We start from the raw sequence: 15,404 nt of genomic DNA, 5'->3' as shown, positions 1-15,404 counted from the left end.
TCGCATGATACGGAACAGTGTTCCGTAATGTGATTTAAATCAGGGAGAAGGCAAGGGTTGAAATCTCTGCGCTACTGTGATCTCCGTGGACGAAGACAGCGGTCAGGCCAAGGAAGAAGCCCAGCCAGGGCGCCCTGCGGGGCTCATCGGCGCAGTCGACAACGTGCTGCGCCTGCTGCGCATGTTCGAGGACCACGAGATGGTCCGGGTCAATCAGGTGGCCCGCGACATGGGACTGTCCCGCTCCACGGTGCACCGGATGCTCGCCACGCTCGCCCACCACCACTTCGTCGAACAGGATCCGCTCTCCCGCGCCTACCGACCGGGGCCGGCCCTGATCGACATCGGCCTGGCGGTCGTCGAGAAGATCGACGTCCGGGCGCTGTCGCACGGCGCCCTGACCCGGCTGCGCGACGAGACCGGCGAAACGGTCCACCTCGCGCATCTGCGCGGAACCGAGGTCGTCTACATCGACAGCGTGGAGAGCACGCACGTCATGCGCACCGGCAGCCGCGTGGGCTGGACCCTGCCCGCGCACACCACCGCCGCGGGCAAGGCGCTGCTCGCGGAGTTGTCCGACGACGACCTGACCGCGCTCTACCCTTCGGGCGAGCTCGCGGCCCCGACGCCGCGCGCGGTCACCACGGTCGGTCAGTTGCGGGTGCAACTGGACGAGACCCGGCGCCGGGGCTTCGCGACCAACAACGCGGAGAGCGAGGACGACGTGTACGCGGTCGCCACCGTCGTCCGTGACAAGCGGGGCCGTGCCCGCGCCGCCATCTCCACGACCGCGCCACGATCGAGGGCCGGCGATCCATGGGTCACCGCCACGGCGGAGGCCGTGGTGCGCGTGGCCAAGGAACTCGGCGACCGGATCGGCTGATTCGCTGCGGCCCGCCCACCGACCCGCCGGGGCACCACCTGGTCAGCTCCACATGAGCGGGCCGTCGAGCGCGTCGCCCGACGCGGCGGTTTCCGCGTACGCGCGCGCTGCGGCCGGATGCAGCGGAAGCGGCGTGGCCGCCATGTCCGCGGGCACCAACGGCCGGGTCACCGGCGAGCGGTCGGCCGGCAGGTGGCTGTACTGCGCCTCCAGCGCCCGCCGCGTCTTGACCATGCACCACGTCGCGAGATAGGCCACGTCGTCCGCGAGTTCCTCCCGGCACAGGACGACGAAGTCCGAGAAGTCCAAGGTGCGCAGGTCCTCGGTCAATCCCGGCAGGTACCCGGCCTCGACGACCGCCGACGGCCAGCCCTCGGCGGCGAAGCCACGTAGGACTTCGTCTCCCCACGGCAGGTACCTCACCGGCCGGACCCGGTCGAGGCGCTGCCAGGGCGGCGTCATGATCGCCTCCTGGATCAGGACGTTCGCCTCGCCCGCGGTGAACCGCTCCAGCGCCGGGAACGGGCGCTCGTCGTAGCGGAAGTCGAGTCGGTCCGCATCGACGCCGGCGAGCGCGAGCGCCTTGTGCGCCGCGTAACCGATCAGGTTGACGCCGTCGTCCGGCGCGGTCGCCACGATCAACTTGCCTGTGTAATGGGCGAGTTCAGCCACGGACCGCACCGGTAGAGCCGCGTCCGCAGCGACGATCAGGCGGTCTCGCCGACCGAGCACACCCAGCGCGCGCAAACCTTCGAGTCGCCCGGCCCGTCCGGCCGTCAGCACCGCGGCGACGGGTGTCATGACACTGATGTCCGCGCTCCCCTCCCGCAGCGCCGTGATCGCGTCCAGTCCGCCGCGCCCGTTCCAGATGGCGAAGCGAGATTCCGCCGGCGCACGGTCGCCCATCTCCTGGGCGATCCATCCGCATATCCGGTGCATGTTCGCCTGGCCCCAGTCCCCTCGCAGGTGAAGGGTCACCGGCGTCGCGAGCCTCGGTTCGTCGGTCATCCCGACCTCCTTGCAGCATCATGATCATGTTCCATTGTATGGAACACTGATCCGTACTCTGCACCTACCGATCGAAGAAACACAAGAAAGCACTGTCATTTGTCCAAATCAGGGGCATTTTCTGAATGGAAGCTTGCAAAAATACTGAGTGAAGTACCAGACTCCGAGATGCTGTTCCACATAGTGCAACATCTCAAGTCAGAGGAGTTGTCGTGAGCGCCACCCGACAGATATCCGTCGAGGAGACCAGGAAGATCCCGCCTCCGGACCCCGATCGCGAGCCCCTCAAGGCGAACGTGTACGAACGCATGGCCAAGGCCGCCGCGCAACTGACGCCGCTGTTCCCCTACGACCACGCCGGCGCCATCGTCCCGTGCGGCAGCGTGATCATCGGTGGTCCCGGGCAGGACTACGGTCACTTCTTCCACTGGAACACCGCGTGCGAAGTGATCGTGTCGTACGGGTCCCAGGGGTCGGCGCTCGACTCCGGACAGGTCATGGCGGCGCAGAAGCTGCATGGCGTGAACTCCTTCCTGCGCGACCAGGAGGACCCGGATTCGTTCGGCGTCATCGTGGTCACCCAGCACCAGTCCCGGGACGGCGACCAGTCCGAGGCGATGATCGCCCGCTGTGCGAAGTGCGCGTCGGAGATCGTGCGCCACGCGTACGACGCGACGCCGTCCGGCCTGCCGGGGTTCGACGCCGAGCACCACGGCGGCGAGGACGATCCCGTACGCCAGTTCGCCACCATGGTCGGTTCGGTCGAGTTCGCCCGGCTGCGCAACACCGACGTGGGCCGCACCTGCGCGGAATGCGGCCACGTCAACGACGAGTTCCCGGATACGCCGTGGGGATGGGCCCGCCAGGTGGCGCAGACCCGAACCGCCATCCAGGCGCATCGCGTCCTGCGGGGCGCCGCGCACCACACCACTGCGTCCGAGGAGGTCGCCCGCCCATGACCCGCCGACGTCGCATGCTCCAGGCCCTCGAGGTCGCGCCCGAACTCGGCGACTACGCCGACGCGGCGGTGCTCCCGGCCGACACCGACCCGCAGCTCTATCTCGCGTACAACCGGCTGGCGCAGCCCTTCCATCTGATCTGTCAACACGACACCGTCCTCAGCCAGTTGTCGGGCGCGGTCGACGTGCATCTGCGCGAGAGTTCGGTGAACCGGTTCCTGATGGCGACCGGCGACCACGTGTACGTCCCGGCCGGCACACCCCACCGGATCGTCCCCCGGGAGGAGGGCGTGACCCTGCGCTATCTGCCGTTGGACGCCGGACGTCTGGGGGCGGCCTGGTTCTGCGCCGACTGCGGGCACGAGCTTGCGCGGTACGAGTGGGAGCACGACAACGACGTGCCCCTGACCCACTTCTACGCGGCGGCCTGTGCGCGTTTCACCGCCGACGTGGGCGCCCGCACCTGCAAAGCGTGTTCGGCGGTACACCCGGAGATCGACCTCGCGGTGTTCGATCGATCCGAAGCGGTCACCGTCTGACCTCGTGGGGCGAGCGGTGTCGACACGCGGGCCACGTTCGGTCGGGCCGGCACCGCTTCCCACAGGGGCGTTCTCCGCGTGGAGGTACGAAGGAGCGTTCGGGGCAACCCGGCGCCGGATCCCGTCGAACGCCGACCCCGGGCGGCGAGGGCTCCCGAGACAACTCATGCATAGCACTATAGGTATTAAGTTATGGGTTTCACCAGGTTGCGGCTAGGATCGCGGCATGACCGCCGTGGAGATGCCCGCCGAACTCACCCGCCTGGTGTGGACCCTCCATCGGACGTTGCGCGCGACCGCCGAGCCGCCGGACGGGCAGCACGTGCGCCCTCCGGCGCAGGTCGAGATGCTTCAACTGGTGCTCGACAGACCGGGAATCAGTGTCCGCGAGGCGGCCGCCGCGCTGCGCATGATCCCGAACAACGTGAGCAATCTGGTCACCCTCCTGGTCCGCGACGGCCTGCTGGAACGCCGACCGGCACCGTCCGACCGACGTCTGGTCGAATTGCATCCGACGCCGGAGATGCTCACCGGGGGGCGACAGGTCCGGTCCGGCATGGCCTCCCGAATCGCGGAAGCACTCGCCGACCTGCCGCCGGAGTCGATCGAGCGCATCCGCGCGGCGCTCCCGGACCTGTGGTCCCTGACCGACGGTCTTGCGTCCCCCGCTCCCGACACCCGCTGAAAGAACGGCGGAACCGTCCGGCGCCCTCGGGACGAAGACCGGCTCGCCAAGGACGACCTCGTCCGGATCGGCCGGTCCGCCGGCCCGGCCGACACCGACGCCGATCGCACCGTCCCCGCGAACTCGTCGACCGCCGGCCACGTTTCGACACTCGCGGGCGTCGACGGTCGCCGTGCCTGAACTCCCTGTCCCATGACGATCGGGCGCGGTCGTTCGGCGGCGCCCCGTCCCGATCGGATGCCCCGCCGTTCCCACTCCGTCGCCGTTCCGGTGAACGGAACGCTTTGACCCGCGCCCGGACCATCGCCGGCACGGTGTCACCATGGCCATCCCCGAGGATCCGCCGTCCGCCTCTTCCGGTCGCCCGCTGTTCGCTCTGTGCGCCGCCGGGAAAGCGCCCCCACAGCGGCGAGCACCATCGGCTGCCCGGCCCCGAGATCGGCACGGTTGGCCGTGCCCCCGGTTGTTGGGCCGTGCTCGGCTTCGTCTTCGCCGGGCGGCAAATCGCCCGTCCCGCCACGGAGTCGGGTGTTTGCGCCATGCCTTGTCCGTCATGCCGCCGCAACCCGGGCCCGGGCGCCCAAGCACGATCCGGGACGTCCCGCGCGTACCCGAGGAGCGGCATCGAACACACAGCTATAGAGAAATAGCTATTTTGACATAGCTATCTCGTGGAACCTAAGGTCGTGGGGTGTCTTCGACGGATCCCGCAGCCGAGGAGCGCCGGCGCATCGCATCCGGCCTGGCTGCGATCCTGCCGGTGCCGCATCGGACCATGGAGCGGAGGCTGATGGCGGATTTCGGCCGTTCGATGCCGCAGGGGGTGCACTCGGCGCTCCTGCGGGTGGCCGACGAGCACGAAGGCATCACCGTGCGCGAAGCGGCCGAGGATCTGCTGATGAAGCCCAACAACGTGAGCGCACTGGTCACGAAGCTCGTCGACGAAGGCATGTTGGAGCGGCTGGTGGATCCGGGCGACAAGCGTCTCGTGCGGTTGCGACCGACGGCAAAGGCTCGTCGTCGTTCCGCGGCCGTCGACGCACTCGTGACCGGGTATGTCGTGGGCGCGCTGCCCACGATGACCGACGGCGAGGTCGCCGCTCTGGGATCCGCGGTCGGCGCGCTGGCCGAGCTCACCCGTCGGGTCCAGCCCGACACCATCTGACCCCCCGGCCGCATCGAGCCGACGTCCGGATGTGTCCGGACCCTGTCGGTCTCCCGGTCGCGGAGCCCCGTGCCCCGGCGCGCCCCGCGTCGTCGCGCACCGAGTCGTCCCCCTTTTCCCTGGTGTGAATGTTCGACGTGTGCGTCTTCTGACCCGACGCACACGTGCCCGCCTGATCAGGAAGTCTTCGTTTCGCATGTCTTCAACCCAAGTGGGCCGCTCCGCCGTGCCCTCCCCCGGCCCGTCGCCGACCGCCCACGGCCCCCGCGCCAATCCGTGGCTGACGCTGATAGCCGTGGCCTTCGGCCTGTTCATGGTCGGCCTGGACAGTTCGGTCGTGGCGATCGCCAACCCGGAGATCGGCCGCGACCTGAACGCCTCGACCGCCGACCTGCAATGGGTCACCAACTCCTACCTGCTGGCTCTGGCCGCCGCGCTGATCCTGGGCGGCAAGCTCGGCGACCGCTTCGGCCGCCGGACGTTCTACCTGGTGGGCGTGGTCGGCTTCACCCTCGCGTCGGTGGCCATCGGGCTGGCCGGCTCGATCGAAGGCGTGATCGCGTTCCGCGCGGCGCAAGGATTCTTCGGCGCGCTGCTGATGCCCAACACCCTCGGCCTGCTGCGCGCCGTCTTCCCGCCCAAGAAGTTCGGTATGGCGGTGGGCATTTGGGCGATGGTCTCGTCGGTGTCCACCGCGATCGGCCCGATCGTGGGCGGACTGCTCGTCGAACACGTCAACTGGGAGTCCGTGTTCTACATCAACGCCCCGATCGGCGTGGCCGCCGTCGCCTTCGGCCTCGTGGTGCTGCCGCAGAGCAAGAACCCCACCGGACACCACCGGTTCGACATCCCCGGCGTACTGATCCTTGCGCTCGGACTGCTGCTGCTCGTCTTCGGCGTCGTCAAGGGCGAAACCTGGGGCTGGAGCGATGCCTCGACCATCGGCGTGATCGGAGCGGGGGTCGTCGTGTTGCTCGTGTTCGGGTGGTACGAGACGCGCATCGCGCACCCCCTGCTGCCGATGCGACTGTTCCGCAACCGGGCACTGACCATCGGCACCATCGTCACCGCCGTGAACTTCTTCGTCCTGCTCGGCGTGATCTTCTTCGTCATGCTGTATCTGCAGAACGTGCGGGGCTTCACCCCGGTCGAAGCCGGCGTACGGACCCTGCCACTCAGCCTCGCCTCGGTCGTCTCCGCCCCACTCGGCGCGGCGATCACCGAACGCCTCGGCGCCCGGGTGAGCATGCCGACGGGCATGCTGCTCCAGGCCGCCGCCGCACTCGGAATCCTCGCGTGGAGCGTCGACAGCTCGTACACACTGATGTGGCCCCCGTTCGTCGCGCTCGGCCTCGGCACCGGCATGGTCATGGCGGCCTCCTCGGACGCGATCGTCGGCAACGCACCCGTCCAGGACGGCGGCGTGGCCGGTGGCCTGCAGGCCACCGCCCTACAGGTCGGCGGCGCCCTGGGCACGTCCGTACTCATGTCCGTCATCAGCAGTCGTGCCGGATCGACGATGAGCGACGAGTTCACCTCCGCCGGAGTCCCGGCGTCGACCACCGAGGCCATGCTCGCCGCCAAGGACGCCGTGGCAATGGGCGTGGCACCCGTCTCCCCCGACATGCCCGCCCAGTTGCGTACCCAGATCATCGAGGGCAGCGGCCAGGCCTTCATGAACGGCGTACACACGGCGGCGATCATCGCCGCGGTCGTGTGTGCGGCCAGCGCCGCGCTCGCCGCTGCGGGCCTCGGCCGGCGCGACCCGAACCAAGGACCGGTCGCGCCGGCCATGCACTGACCCACCAACCGCCCGCTCCGCCGCGGACACGCCACACGCGGCACGGACGGGCACGGCTTCCGTCCACACGGAAGGTGAGTCGTCGTAGTGGAGGCCGCCGTACGTGGTGGCCGCCGCGCACGATGACCGACGGCAGGGTCGCCGCTCCGGGATCCGCCGTCGGCCCGCCGGCCGAACTCGCGCGGCGGGGCCGGCCCGGCACCGCCTGATCCCGCCGTAGCGAGCCGATGTCCGGACGTCTTCGGACTCCGTGCATCCCCGGCCCCGGAAGCACTGTCCGTGCTGCGGGCGGCCGCGCGCCACGGATTCGTGAACGGCGTACACACCGCGGCGATCATCGCCGCGGTCGTGTGCCTGGCCGGCGCCGCCCTCGCCGCCGGGCGGGCCTCGGCCGGCGCGACCCGAACCGAGCCCCGGCCGCCCCGGCCATGCACCGACCCACCGACCGTCCCGGCCCGCCTGCGGGGCGGGACGGGACGGCGGCGTGCATTCCGACGTGCAGGAAGTGATCGTGGTGGCTGTGTACAGCGGCGTTTACACGCATGCGTCGTCGCGAGACGGCTGCCCGGAACCCGAAACTCGGGGCCGGTCAGCCCGCCCGGTCCTTCGACAGTCTCGGGAACCCGGTACGGCGGGCCGCCACCGCCACGCCCGTACCCGCCAGGATCAGGGCAAGCGCAATCCATGGCACCGCCGCGATCCCGACCGTCGCCAGGATCCGACCGCCGACGATCGCACCCGTACCTATGCCGATGTTGAAGCCGGAGTTCAGCACGGCGTCGGCGACTTCCGGCGTCGCGGGGGCCGCGCGTACCACCGCCGCGTGCAGGAGTGTGGGGAGTGCCCCGAACGCCAGGCCCCAGGCCGCGACCGCCGCGACCGCCGCGACCGTGTGCCGGCCGGCGAGGGCGAGCGCGAGGACACCGGCGGTCAGCACACCCAGAGTGGTCAGCAGGGCGCCGCGTGGGCGACGGTCGACCGATGCCGCCGCGGCTCCGACGCCCACCGCGCCGGCCGCACCGTAGGCGAGCAATACCCATCCGACCGTGGACTCGCCGAGGCCGGCGCGCTCCAGCAGTCGCACGATGTAGCTGTACGCGGCAAAATGCCCCAGCATCACGACCGTCGTGGTGCCCGCGACGACCACCACGCCGGGTGTCCGGAGCACGTCGATCACGCGTGCCCGCGCGATCGATCGGTCACCGGGCAACGCGGGCAGGGTGCGGGCCGCGAGTACCGCGAGGAGGAGGGCCGACACGGCCAGGCCCGCGAAAGCTGTTCTCCAGCCGACCGCGGTCCCGACGGCCGTGCCCAGCGGTATGCCGATCGTCAAAGCCGCCGCTTGGCCCGCGAACACGATCGCCACCGCGCGGCCGACCCGGTCGGGGGCGACCATGCGGACCGCGTACGCCGCCGCCGTCGACCAGAACACGCCCGCGAGCAGCCCTCCGACGGCCCGGGCCACGAGGGTGAGCGGATAACTCCCGGAAATCGCCGTTGCCGCGTTGACCACCACGAACCCGACCAACGTACCGATCATCAGCGAGCGCCGCGGCCGGCGCCGGGTGGCCGCGGTCAGTGGTATCGCGCCGAGCGCCATCGCGTACGCGAACGCGCTCACCAGGAACCCGGCCGCGACTTCGGACACACCCAGGTCACGGGCCGTCGTCGGAAGGAGCCCGGACGGTAGCATCTCGGTCGTCAAGGCGACGAACACCGCCGCCGACAGGGTGAGCAGCCCACCCAGCGGCCATCTGGGCTCCGAGGCGGTCGACATGGCCGAATCGGTGGGCGTTGCCGGATTGTTCGAAGCAGTGGCCGCGACGGGCGCGGTCGTCGAGGGTTGCACTTCACTGGACATGGTCGGAACGCTAGGAGTCTCACATCGGTGTGAAGGTCAAATCCGGCGACGTGGGGTGGTGCGGATGAGGATCGGCGAGTTGTCGCGACGCACCGGCGTCAGCGCGCGGCTGCTGCGCTATTACGAGGAGCAGGGCCTGCTCCGGCCGGCCCGCAGCGAGAACGGCTACCGCGACTATCCGGACAACGCCATAGCGTGCGTCCAACAGATCCGGGGGCTGATCGACGCGGGGCTGTCGACGCGTGCATTGCGCTCGGTCATCCCGTGTCTGCAGGGCGCCCTGACCCTGCCGCCTTCGCCCGGGCCGGAACTCGTGGCGCTCCTTGACAACGAGTTGGCGCAGCTCGAAGAACGCATAGCCTGCCTGACCCACAACCGCGACGCGATCCGGGACTACCTGACCACATCCCGGTGACGTCCGGGTCGCTCGACGGCGTGCGTTGCGACGCGACCACGGCGGGTTCCGCGATCGGGTTTCGTCGGCCGGGCGCGCGGCCGAGCCTCGGGCCCGCCGTGTGGACGCGGTCCTCTCGGGGTGACCGCGGGGCGCGGGCCGCGCCCTGCGGTCACCCCGCCCGCAGTGCCTTCTGGTCGACACTGCCGAGAGCGGTGAGCGGCAGGGTCTCGCGAAGGCCGATGTGTTCCGGCGTCCAGACGCCGCCCTCGGCCCGGCGTACGTGGTCGGCGAGTTCGGTGGCAAAGACGACGAGTTCCGCCGGTGCCCCGAGGGTGTGGCTCCTCTGCCGAAATGACCTCGGCGTGCGGCTCCGGCACCGGTCGCGGCGTGGCGAGCGGGTACGGCGACCGCCCCGCGCAGCGTACCCGTGCGCCCCGGCCTGGCCGTGCCCGGGCAACGTGGTCGGTCGCGCAGGGTTCCGCAGTCCGGGTGGACCGAGGCGTTCGCCGGACCGGGTCGGGGCGTCCGCGCGGCGAGAGTCCGACCGGTCGGGACACCACGCCGCGCGTCACCAGGGTCAGGACGGCGAGAAGTCGTGCAAGTCCTCGTCCCACCAGTCGGGTTCCGTGTCACCCTCGTCCGCCTCGACCGGGTCGCGCATCCCGTCCTCGGAAAGATCGTCCGCGGGGTCCATGATCGGACGCGCGATGACGGCCGGCCGCAAACCACCTGCGGACTATCGGAATCTCGTCCGTCGGAACCCAAATCGTGTCCGGCGCTGGTTGCACCGGACCCGCGGAACGTTCGCCGCCACGGCGGTGTCGGGACGTTCGGGTCCCGAGCAACCGGCCGGCGTCGGCAGCGAGGCGCTGTCCAGTGGCGGGTTGCCGCGGTGTGCGGGCCCATGGAGGAGAGGCTTTTCCCGGCCCGGTGGAGCACCGAGTGGCCGTCGGGGGTCCACAGCTCGTCCCCGACGTGTGTGGTCAGGGTGTCGGTATCGGTGCGGGGCGCCGGATGGCAACGCTGTTCCCGCCCATGACGACTCCTACCGCGGTGAGACCGGTGCCTCCCGGCCTCATCACCGACTGTCTGTTCGCCGGACGAGGTCGTTGGCACCATGAGTCCTGTCGGCCCCGCTGGGCTGCGTGATCGTGCGGCCGAAAGCATCGTGGAGCTTCCGCTGTCGACCAGACGGGCGGCGCGTGTAGGACACGGAGGCAATCTGAACGAGGCCGGCTGCGCAGCCGGGATACATAGCATGTATGGATGCTCGATCTTCGCCAGTTTCAGGTTCTCCGCGCCATCGCCTCGAGCGGTTCGTTGGCCGGAGCCGCCCGCGAACTCCACTACGGACAACCGACCATCAGCTACCACCTCGGAGCGCTGGAGGCGCACTTGGGGGCCAAGCTGGTGGAGCGCGGTCCCACCGGGGCGATCCTGACGGACCTCGGCACGACGGTTCTGGAGCATGCGGGCGCTGTCCTCGACCGGATCGAAGCGGTCGAGGCGGATGTCGAGGCCCGGATGAAACACGGCGTGTCGACGCTGCGCATCGGCGCCTTCCACTCCGCGGCCTCGCGGTTGCTCCCCCGGGCTGTACGGGACGCCGCGATCGGTTCGGGTGTGCGCGTCGAGTTGATCGAGGCCGAACCACTCGATCTGGTCGCACAGGTACGAGCCGGGTCGCTGCACTGCGCCGTGATCTACGACATCGGTGGAGCCGAGGCACGATACGGCGCCGACATACGGGCCGAAACCCTGTTCGACGATCCGTACCGGGTGTTGCTCCCCGCGTCGCACCCTCAGGCCCGGTCGGTGGGTCCTGTCGATATCGAACTGCTCGCCGACGACGGGTGGATCGTCTCTCGCGGCTCGTACGACCCCAGCGACCAGACTCTCTTCGCGACGTGCCAGTCCCTTGGGTTCCGCCCCCGGACGGTGCTCAGGACCGATGATTACGGTGTGGTCCACGGCTTCGTCGCAGCCGGCACCGCCGTCGCTCTCGTACCCGAACTCGCCGTGGAGGAGGGGTACGACGTCGTCGTCCGCCCCGCCGTGCAGGTCCTCGGCTCTCGCAGCGTCCGGTTCCTCACCCCCCAAGGCCCACGGCCTGCTCTGGTGGAGCGGGTACGAGAGGAATTGCACCGCGTGGCATCGATCCGAAGGGTGCCCTGACCGAACCGCCCCACCGGGCAGCCGAACAACCGGCGGGTGACGCGCAGCCTCCATAGACCATATGGAGCGCTGTCGAAAGCTCCTCCATACCTTGTGGTGGCGCAAGGCTGTGAGGATTTGGGCCTGCGCGGTGGGCGCCGCGACGGGTGGGCGGGTCGGGCAAAGCGTGGTGTGCGCACCCGCTTTGGCGTACCCGTTCGCCGATCGACGGACCTGCTCCCCGCTCCGCACGGCGCCGCACCGCAACAAGTCGGCCCGGCGGCCCGTTCCGCATGATGCAAAGGACTCCCCCATGACCCGCTATGGCGCGATGTACGGCCCCGACGTCACATTCCTCGGTGTCCCTCCCTGCAACCTGGACGAACGCTCCACGTGGGATGACGCCCAGGTGGTCATCCTCGGCGCACCCTACGACGGCGGCACCTCGTACCGTTCCGGCGCCCGCTTCGGGCCCAAGGCCATTCGGCAGGCCTGCTACCTCGAACACGACGGCAGCCGGCCCTCCCTCGCGCTGGGCGTGGACGGACTTCTCGACCTGCGCGTCATGGACGCCGGCGACGTCATGATGTTCAGCGGCAACGCACAGAAGGCACACGCCGCGTTGGAACGGGCCGTGAACACCGTCTCGGCCGCCGGCAAGACGCCCCTCATACTCGGCGGCGACCACTCGATCGCCCTCCCGAACGTCACCGGCGTCGCACGCGCGGTCGGCTGGGGCCGGGTCTCGGTCATCCACTTCGACGCACACGCCGACACCGGCGACATCTGCCACGGTTCCCTCATCGCCCACGGCCAGCCGATGCGCCGCCTCCTCGAATCGGGCGCGGCCCGCAGCGACCGTTTCCTGCAGTTGGGCCTGCGCGGCTACTGGCCCGGCCCCGACACTCTGGAGTGGATGGCCGAACAGGGCATGCGCTCCTACGAGATGACCGAGATCGTGGAACGCGGCCTGGAAACCTGCCTGGCCGAGGCGTCACGCACGGCACTGGACGACTGCGACGGCGTCTACCTCTCGGTGGACGTCGATGTCGTCGACCCCGGCATGGCCCCCGGGACCGGGACCCCGGAGCCCGGCGGCCTGACCTCGCGCCAACTCCTGGACAGCGTTCGCCGCCTGGCCTACGAACTACCCATCGTCGGTGTCGAGGTCGTCGAGGTCGCCCCCGGCCACGACCACGCCGACATCACCGCGATGCTCGGCAGCCGCATCGTCCTCGAAGCGCTGTCCGGCATCGCCCGCCGACAGGCCGAGCAGAACGGCCGCCTGGAGACGTGGGACCGCGGGCGCCCCCTCCTCGAGCAGTACGACTCCGCCCACCGCGACTCGAACCGCCGGCACCGCGGAGCGGCGCGCGGGTGAACCGATCCGTCACACCGTGGTCGGCCCCACCGGGCCCGCAGCCCGCGCGCTCGGGGCACCCGCCCATGGTGGTTCCGCACCGTCTCCGCGACGACGCCGGGCGAAATCACCAGTCCGCACGCCGATGGCGCGCCCGTCGTCACGCAACCGGTCCCGTGCCGCCGCGGACACCCCACGCCCCGCCTTCACGACCCCGCACGCCCCGCTCGTCGTCACCTCCGCCCGAAACCGCCCGAGAGGAACCGAGACCTTGGGCAAGAGGAAGAAGAAGCAGGGCCCGACAACCGACGAACTCCTCACCGCCGCCTGGGGATTCACCTGCCCGATGTCGACCCGCGCCACTACCGGGTCGCGGCGCTGCTGTTCGTGAAGAACGCTCCGTCGTCGTCCGCCCACAGGGCGCGGCTCAGCTCGGCCATCAACGCGCCGTGCTGCTCCCACGCGTCGTGTCCGATCTCCACCCCGCCTGCGCTCGGACCGGGTACTCCGGCTGCCGAAGCCGCCGCGCGTCCACGACCCGAAGGGCGGCAGGCCACCGAAGCACGGACCCGAGTTCCTATCGGTACGCGGGTTCTCCGGTGCCCTTCCAGATCCCGCCGCGGCCCGCGCAGTACGCGTAGGACCACGAGCCATTCATCGGTACCCAAGTCCCCCAGGCAGGATCGCCGTCTCGACACAGAACCGTCGCACGCATTTGACCGGGGTACCCCCAGCACTGGAAACCCCAGGTGTTTTGGTCCGACCACTCCCGGCACCCGGAGCTCGCAGCAGTGGGAGAACTCGCCGGCGGCGTGGACGCGGTTGGCGGGTCGGCACTGGCGGTCGGGGCGGCGAGGCCGGCGAATGCGAGGGCAACGATCGCCGTACCGACGGCGAATCCGCGTTTCATTTCTTCTCCTTGGAGGGTTGTCGAATGGTCCGGCACGGACGATGCCGGACCGGTGCTCCGCACCACCGCACGAGCACGGGTCGTCGTTCACGAGCGGCCCCACCGGCGGTGCATGCCAACCCTCGGCCGCACATGGCCGTCCACGCCAGCCCAAGTCCGTTCGGAACATGTCCCGAACAAGCCCGAACCGCCGCGCGGTCGCCGTCCAACCGGGGCCTGTGACGAAAACAGCGCCACTCGCCGCGTTGCTCGCAAACCCCGGCGGTTTCGAGTCTTGTAAGACCGTCCTCGCGTACGCGGGCGTGCGAAGTACCCAGGACACGCCGACCAGGGGCGGACGCGCGACCGACTGCCGTTTACTCAAGTACTCAACATCCGAATCTTGGCCAACGCGAGGTCGTGTCGTGCGCAGCGGACCCCGGGCCCGGCGGCGGGGTTTCCGGAATATTCGGACGGCCCTACGCGTGCGCGCGAGTGGAAACCGTAGGACCACCTCGACGGCTCGACCTACGGGCCCGACACCGCAACCGCCCAGCTCGCCCCACGGCCGAGTACCGACGGCCCGCCCCGATCAAGGGGGTTCGGCGGCCTGGCCGGGGAGTGACCTCGAAGCGATCTTCAGACGGGTTGCCCCGCCCCGGTCCCACCAGCGCGTTCGCGTCCTCGGTTTCGAGACCACCCGCGTTCTTCGTGCCTGTGGGGGTGGCCGCTCTCGACGTCCAGGGTGGGCTCGGATCCCGACCTCGGCATCGGCCTGATGCCCACCCGGCACGGACCGCCGGCCCGATCCGACCCAGACACGCCCGCCAGGCCTGGCATGCCCAGCACGCCTGGACGAAAGTGTCGGACGGGTCCTGGCTCGGACACCGTCCCGGACAGGCTCGGACACTGTCCCGGACAAGATCGGGACGGATCGGCCGTTGACGCTCCTCGACGCAGTCGCCAACCGTTGTCTCGCCCCGGCAGCCGGCAGGCGACAGGCGACAGGCGACAGGCGACGACAAGCTCACCCGACCTCTGGGGTCCCCTGCATTCCATCCACACGATCTCGAAGGAGACAGATGCGCATCCGCTTCTCTTCGGCGGCCGTCAGCGCCGCACTCGGCACGGCACTCGCCCTCGGCATCGTCGCCGTCCCGGCACAGGCCACCGAGACCGCCACCGGCAAGGCCCTCTACGACGGGGTCTTCCACTCCGCCAACGACTCCGCAAGCCTCTCGCTGGAGCAGTACGCGGGAGGCCGATGGAGGCTCTGCGACGACGACCCCGACGGCATGCGGGCCCGGGCGCAAGTGCGGAACTCCAGCGGCGCACTCCTCCTCGACCTGACGGACTCCAACGGCTCCAACAACGCATGTGCCGATGGGTACATCTACCCGACCCCCCTACCCAACACGCAGTTGCGAGTGGAGGTCTGGGTGCAGAACGGGGCAGGCGGATCCAAGCGATACCCGTCTGTTTACACCTATTACTGGTAGTCCGAACCGCACGCAGTCCCCGCCGCGACCACCACGGCGGGGATTGCTCTCCTCCCTGCCACCCGAGCGATCACGAAGGAGTCCATGAGTTTCCGCAAACGGTCGCCACCATCGCATTCGGCACAGCCCCCGCCCTCGGCATCGCCAGCCCCGGCGCAGGCGACCGAGATCGGCACCGAGAAGGCTCCGTACGACACAGTCCTC

12 protein-coding genes are annotated in these 15,404 nt (G+C 69.9%); 10 read left to right on the top strand and 2 right to left on the bottom strand.

The window, feature by feature from the left end; translation table 11 throughout:
• Positions 1-85: 85 nt before the first annotated feature.
• Positions 86-883 (top strand): IclR family transcriptional regulator, encoded by a 798-nt coding sequence (locus ACH4U8_RS10830; RefSeq protein WP_395776917.1) that lies wholly within the window; start codon positions 86-88, stop codon positions 881-883.
• 42 nt (positions 884-925) lie between these two features.
• Here the strand turns inward: ACH4U8_RS10830 and ACH4U8_RS10825 are convergent, their stop codons facing one another.
• Positions 926-1,891, bottom strand: coding sequence for a TAXI family TRAP transporter solute-binding subunit (locus tag ACH4U8_RS10825; protein ID WP_395776915.1), 966 nt, complete (start codon positions 1,889-1,891; stop codon positions 926-928).
• A gap of 212 nt (positions 1,892-2,103) precedes the next feature.
• Between ACH4U8_RS10825 and ACH4U8_RS10820 the strand changes: the two genes are divergently transcribed.
• From ACH4U8_RS10820 to ACH4U8_RS10800, 5 genes are all read left to right on the top strand, one after another.
• Positions 2,104-2,850, top strand: a complete 747-nt coding sequence (locus ACH4U8_RS10820) for a hypothetical protein (protein WP_395776913.1) — start codon at positions 2,104-2,106, stop codon at positions 2,848-2,850.
• Positions 2,847-3,389, top strand: a complete 543-nt coding sequence (locus ACH4U8_RS10815) for a hypothetical protein (protein ID WP_395776911.1) — start codon at positions 2,847-2,849, stop codon at positions 3,387-3,389. Before ACH4U8_RS10820 ends, ACH4U8_RS10815 begins: the two co-directional genes overlap by 4 nt.
• Positions 3,390-3,615: 226 nt before the next feature.
• Positions 3,616-4,074, top strand: coding sequence for a MarR family winged helix-turn-helix transcriptional regulator (locus ACH4U8_RS10810; RefSeq protein WP_395776909.1), 459 nt, complete (start codon positions 3,616-3,618; stop codon positions 4,072-4,074).
• Between the two features lie 691 nt (positions 4,075-4,765).
• Positions 4,766-5,239 (top strand): MarR family winged helix-turn-helix transcriptional regulator, encoded by a 474-nt coding sequence (locus tag ACH4U8_RS10805; protein ID WP_395776907.1) that lies wholly within the window; start codon positions 4,766-4,768, stop codon positions 5,237-5,239.
• A 196-nt stretch (positions 5,240-5,435) separates the two neighbouring features.
• Positions 5,436-7,040: an MFS transporter gene (locus ACH4U8_RS10800; RefSeq protein WP_395776905.1), complete on the top strand. Its 1,605-nt coding sequence runs from the start codon at positions 5,436-5,438 to the stop codon at positions 7,038-7,040.
• 589 nt (positions 7,041-7,629) lie between these two features.
• Here the strand turns inward: ACH4U8_RS10800 and ACH4U8_RS10795 are convergent.
• Positions 7,630-8,901, bottom strand: a complete 1,272-nt coding sequence (locus ACH4U8_RS10795; RefSeq protein WP_395776903.1) for an MFS transporter — start codon at positions 8,899-8,901, stop codon at positions 7,630-7,632.
• 64 nt (positions 8,902-8,965) lie between these two features.
• Here ACH4U8_RS10795 and ACH4U8_RS10790 point away from each other — a divergent pair, with 64 nt between their 5' ends.
• The 4 genes from ACH4U8_RS10790 (at position 8,966) to ACH4U8_RS10775 (ending at position 15,200) form a co-directional block, all read left to right on the top strand.
• A complete protein-coding gene (locus ACH4U8_RS10790; RefSeq protein WP_360313526.1) occupies positions 8,966-9,316 on the top strand; it encodes a MerR family transcriptional regulator in 351 nt (116 codons plus the stop codon).
• A gap of 1,248 nt (positions 9,317-10,564) precedes the next feature.
• Entirely contained in the window at positions 10,565-11,473 is a 909-nt protein-coding gene (locus tag ACH4U8_RS10785; RefSeq protein ID WP_379988227.1) for a LysR family transcriptional regulator, read from the top strand.
• A gap of 292 nt (positions 11,474-11,765) precedes the next feature.
• Entirely contained in the window at positions 11,766-12,833 is a 1,068-nt protein-coding gene (gene speB / locus ACH4U8_RS10780) for an agmatinase (protein WP_395776901.1), read from the top strand.
• A gap of 1,950 nt (positions 12,834-14,783) precedes the next feature.
• A complete protein-coding gene (locus ACH4U8_RS10775; RefSeq protein ID WP_395776899.1) occupies positions 14,784-15,200 on the top strand; it encodes a hypothetical protein in 417 nt (138 codons plus the stop codon).
• Positions 15,201-15,404 lie beyond the last annotated feature (204 nt).

It is taken from the genome of Embleya sp. NPDC020886, from assembly GCF_044333915.1.
GTDB lineage: Bacteria > Actinomycetota > Actinomycetes > Streptomycetales > Streptomycetaceae > Embleya.
Note: the sequence above shows the minus strand (reverse complement) of the source record. Positions and strands in the feature narration are given on the sequence as shown.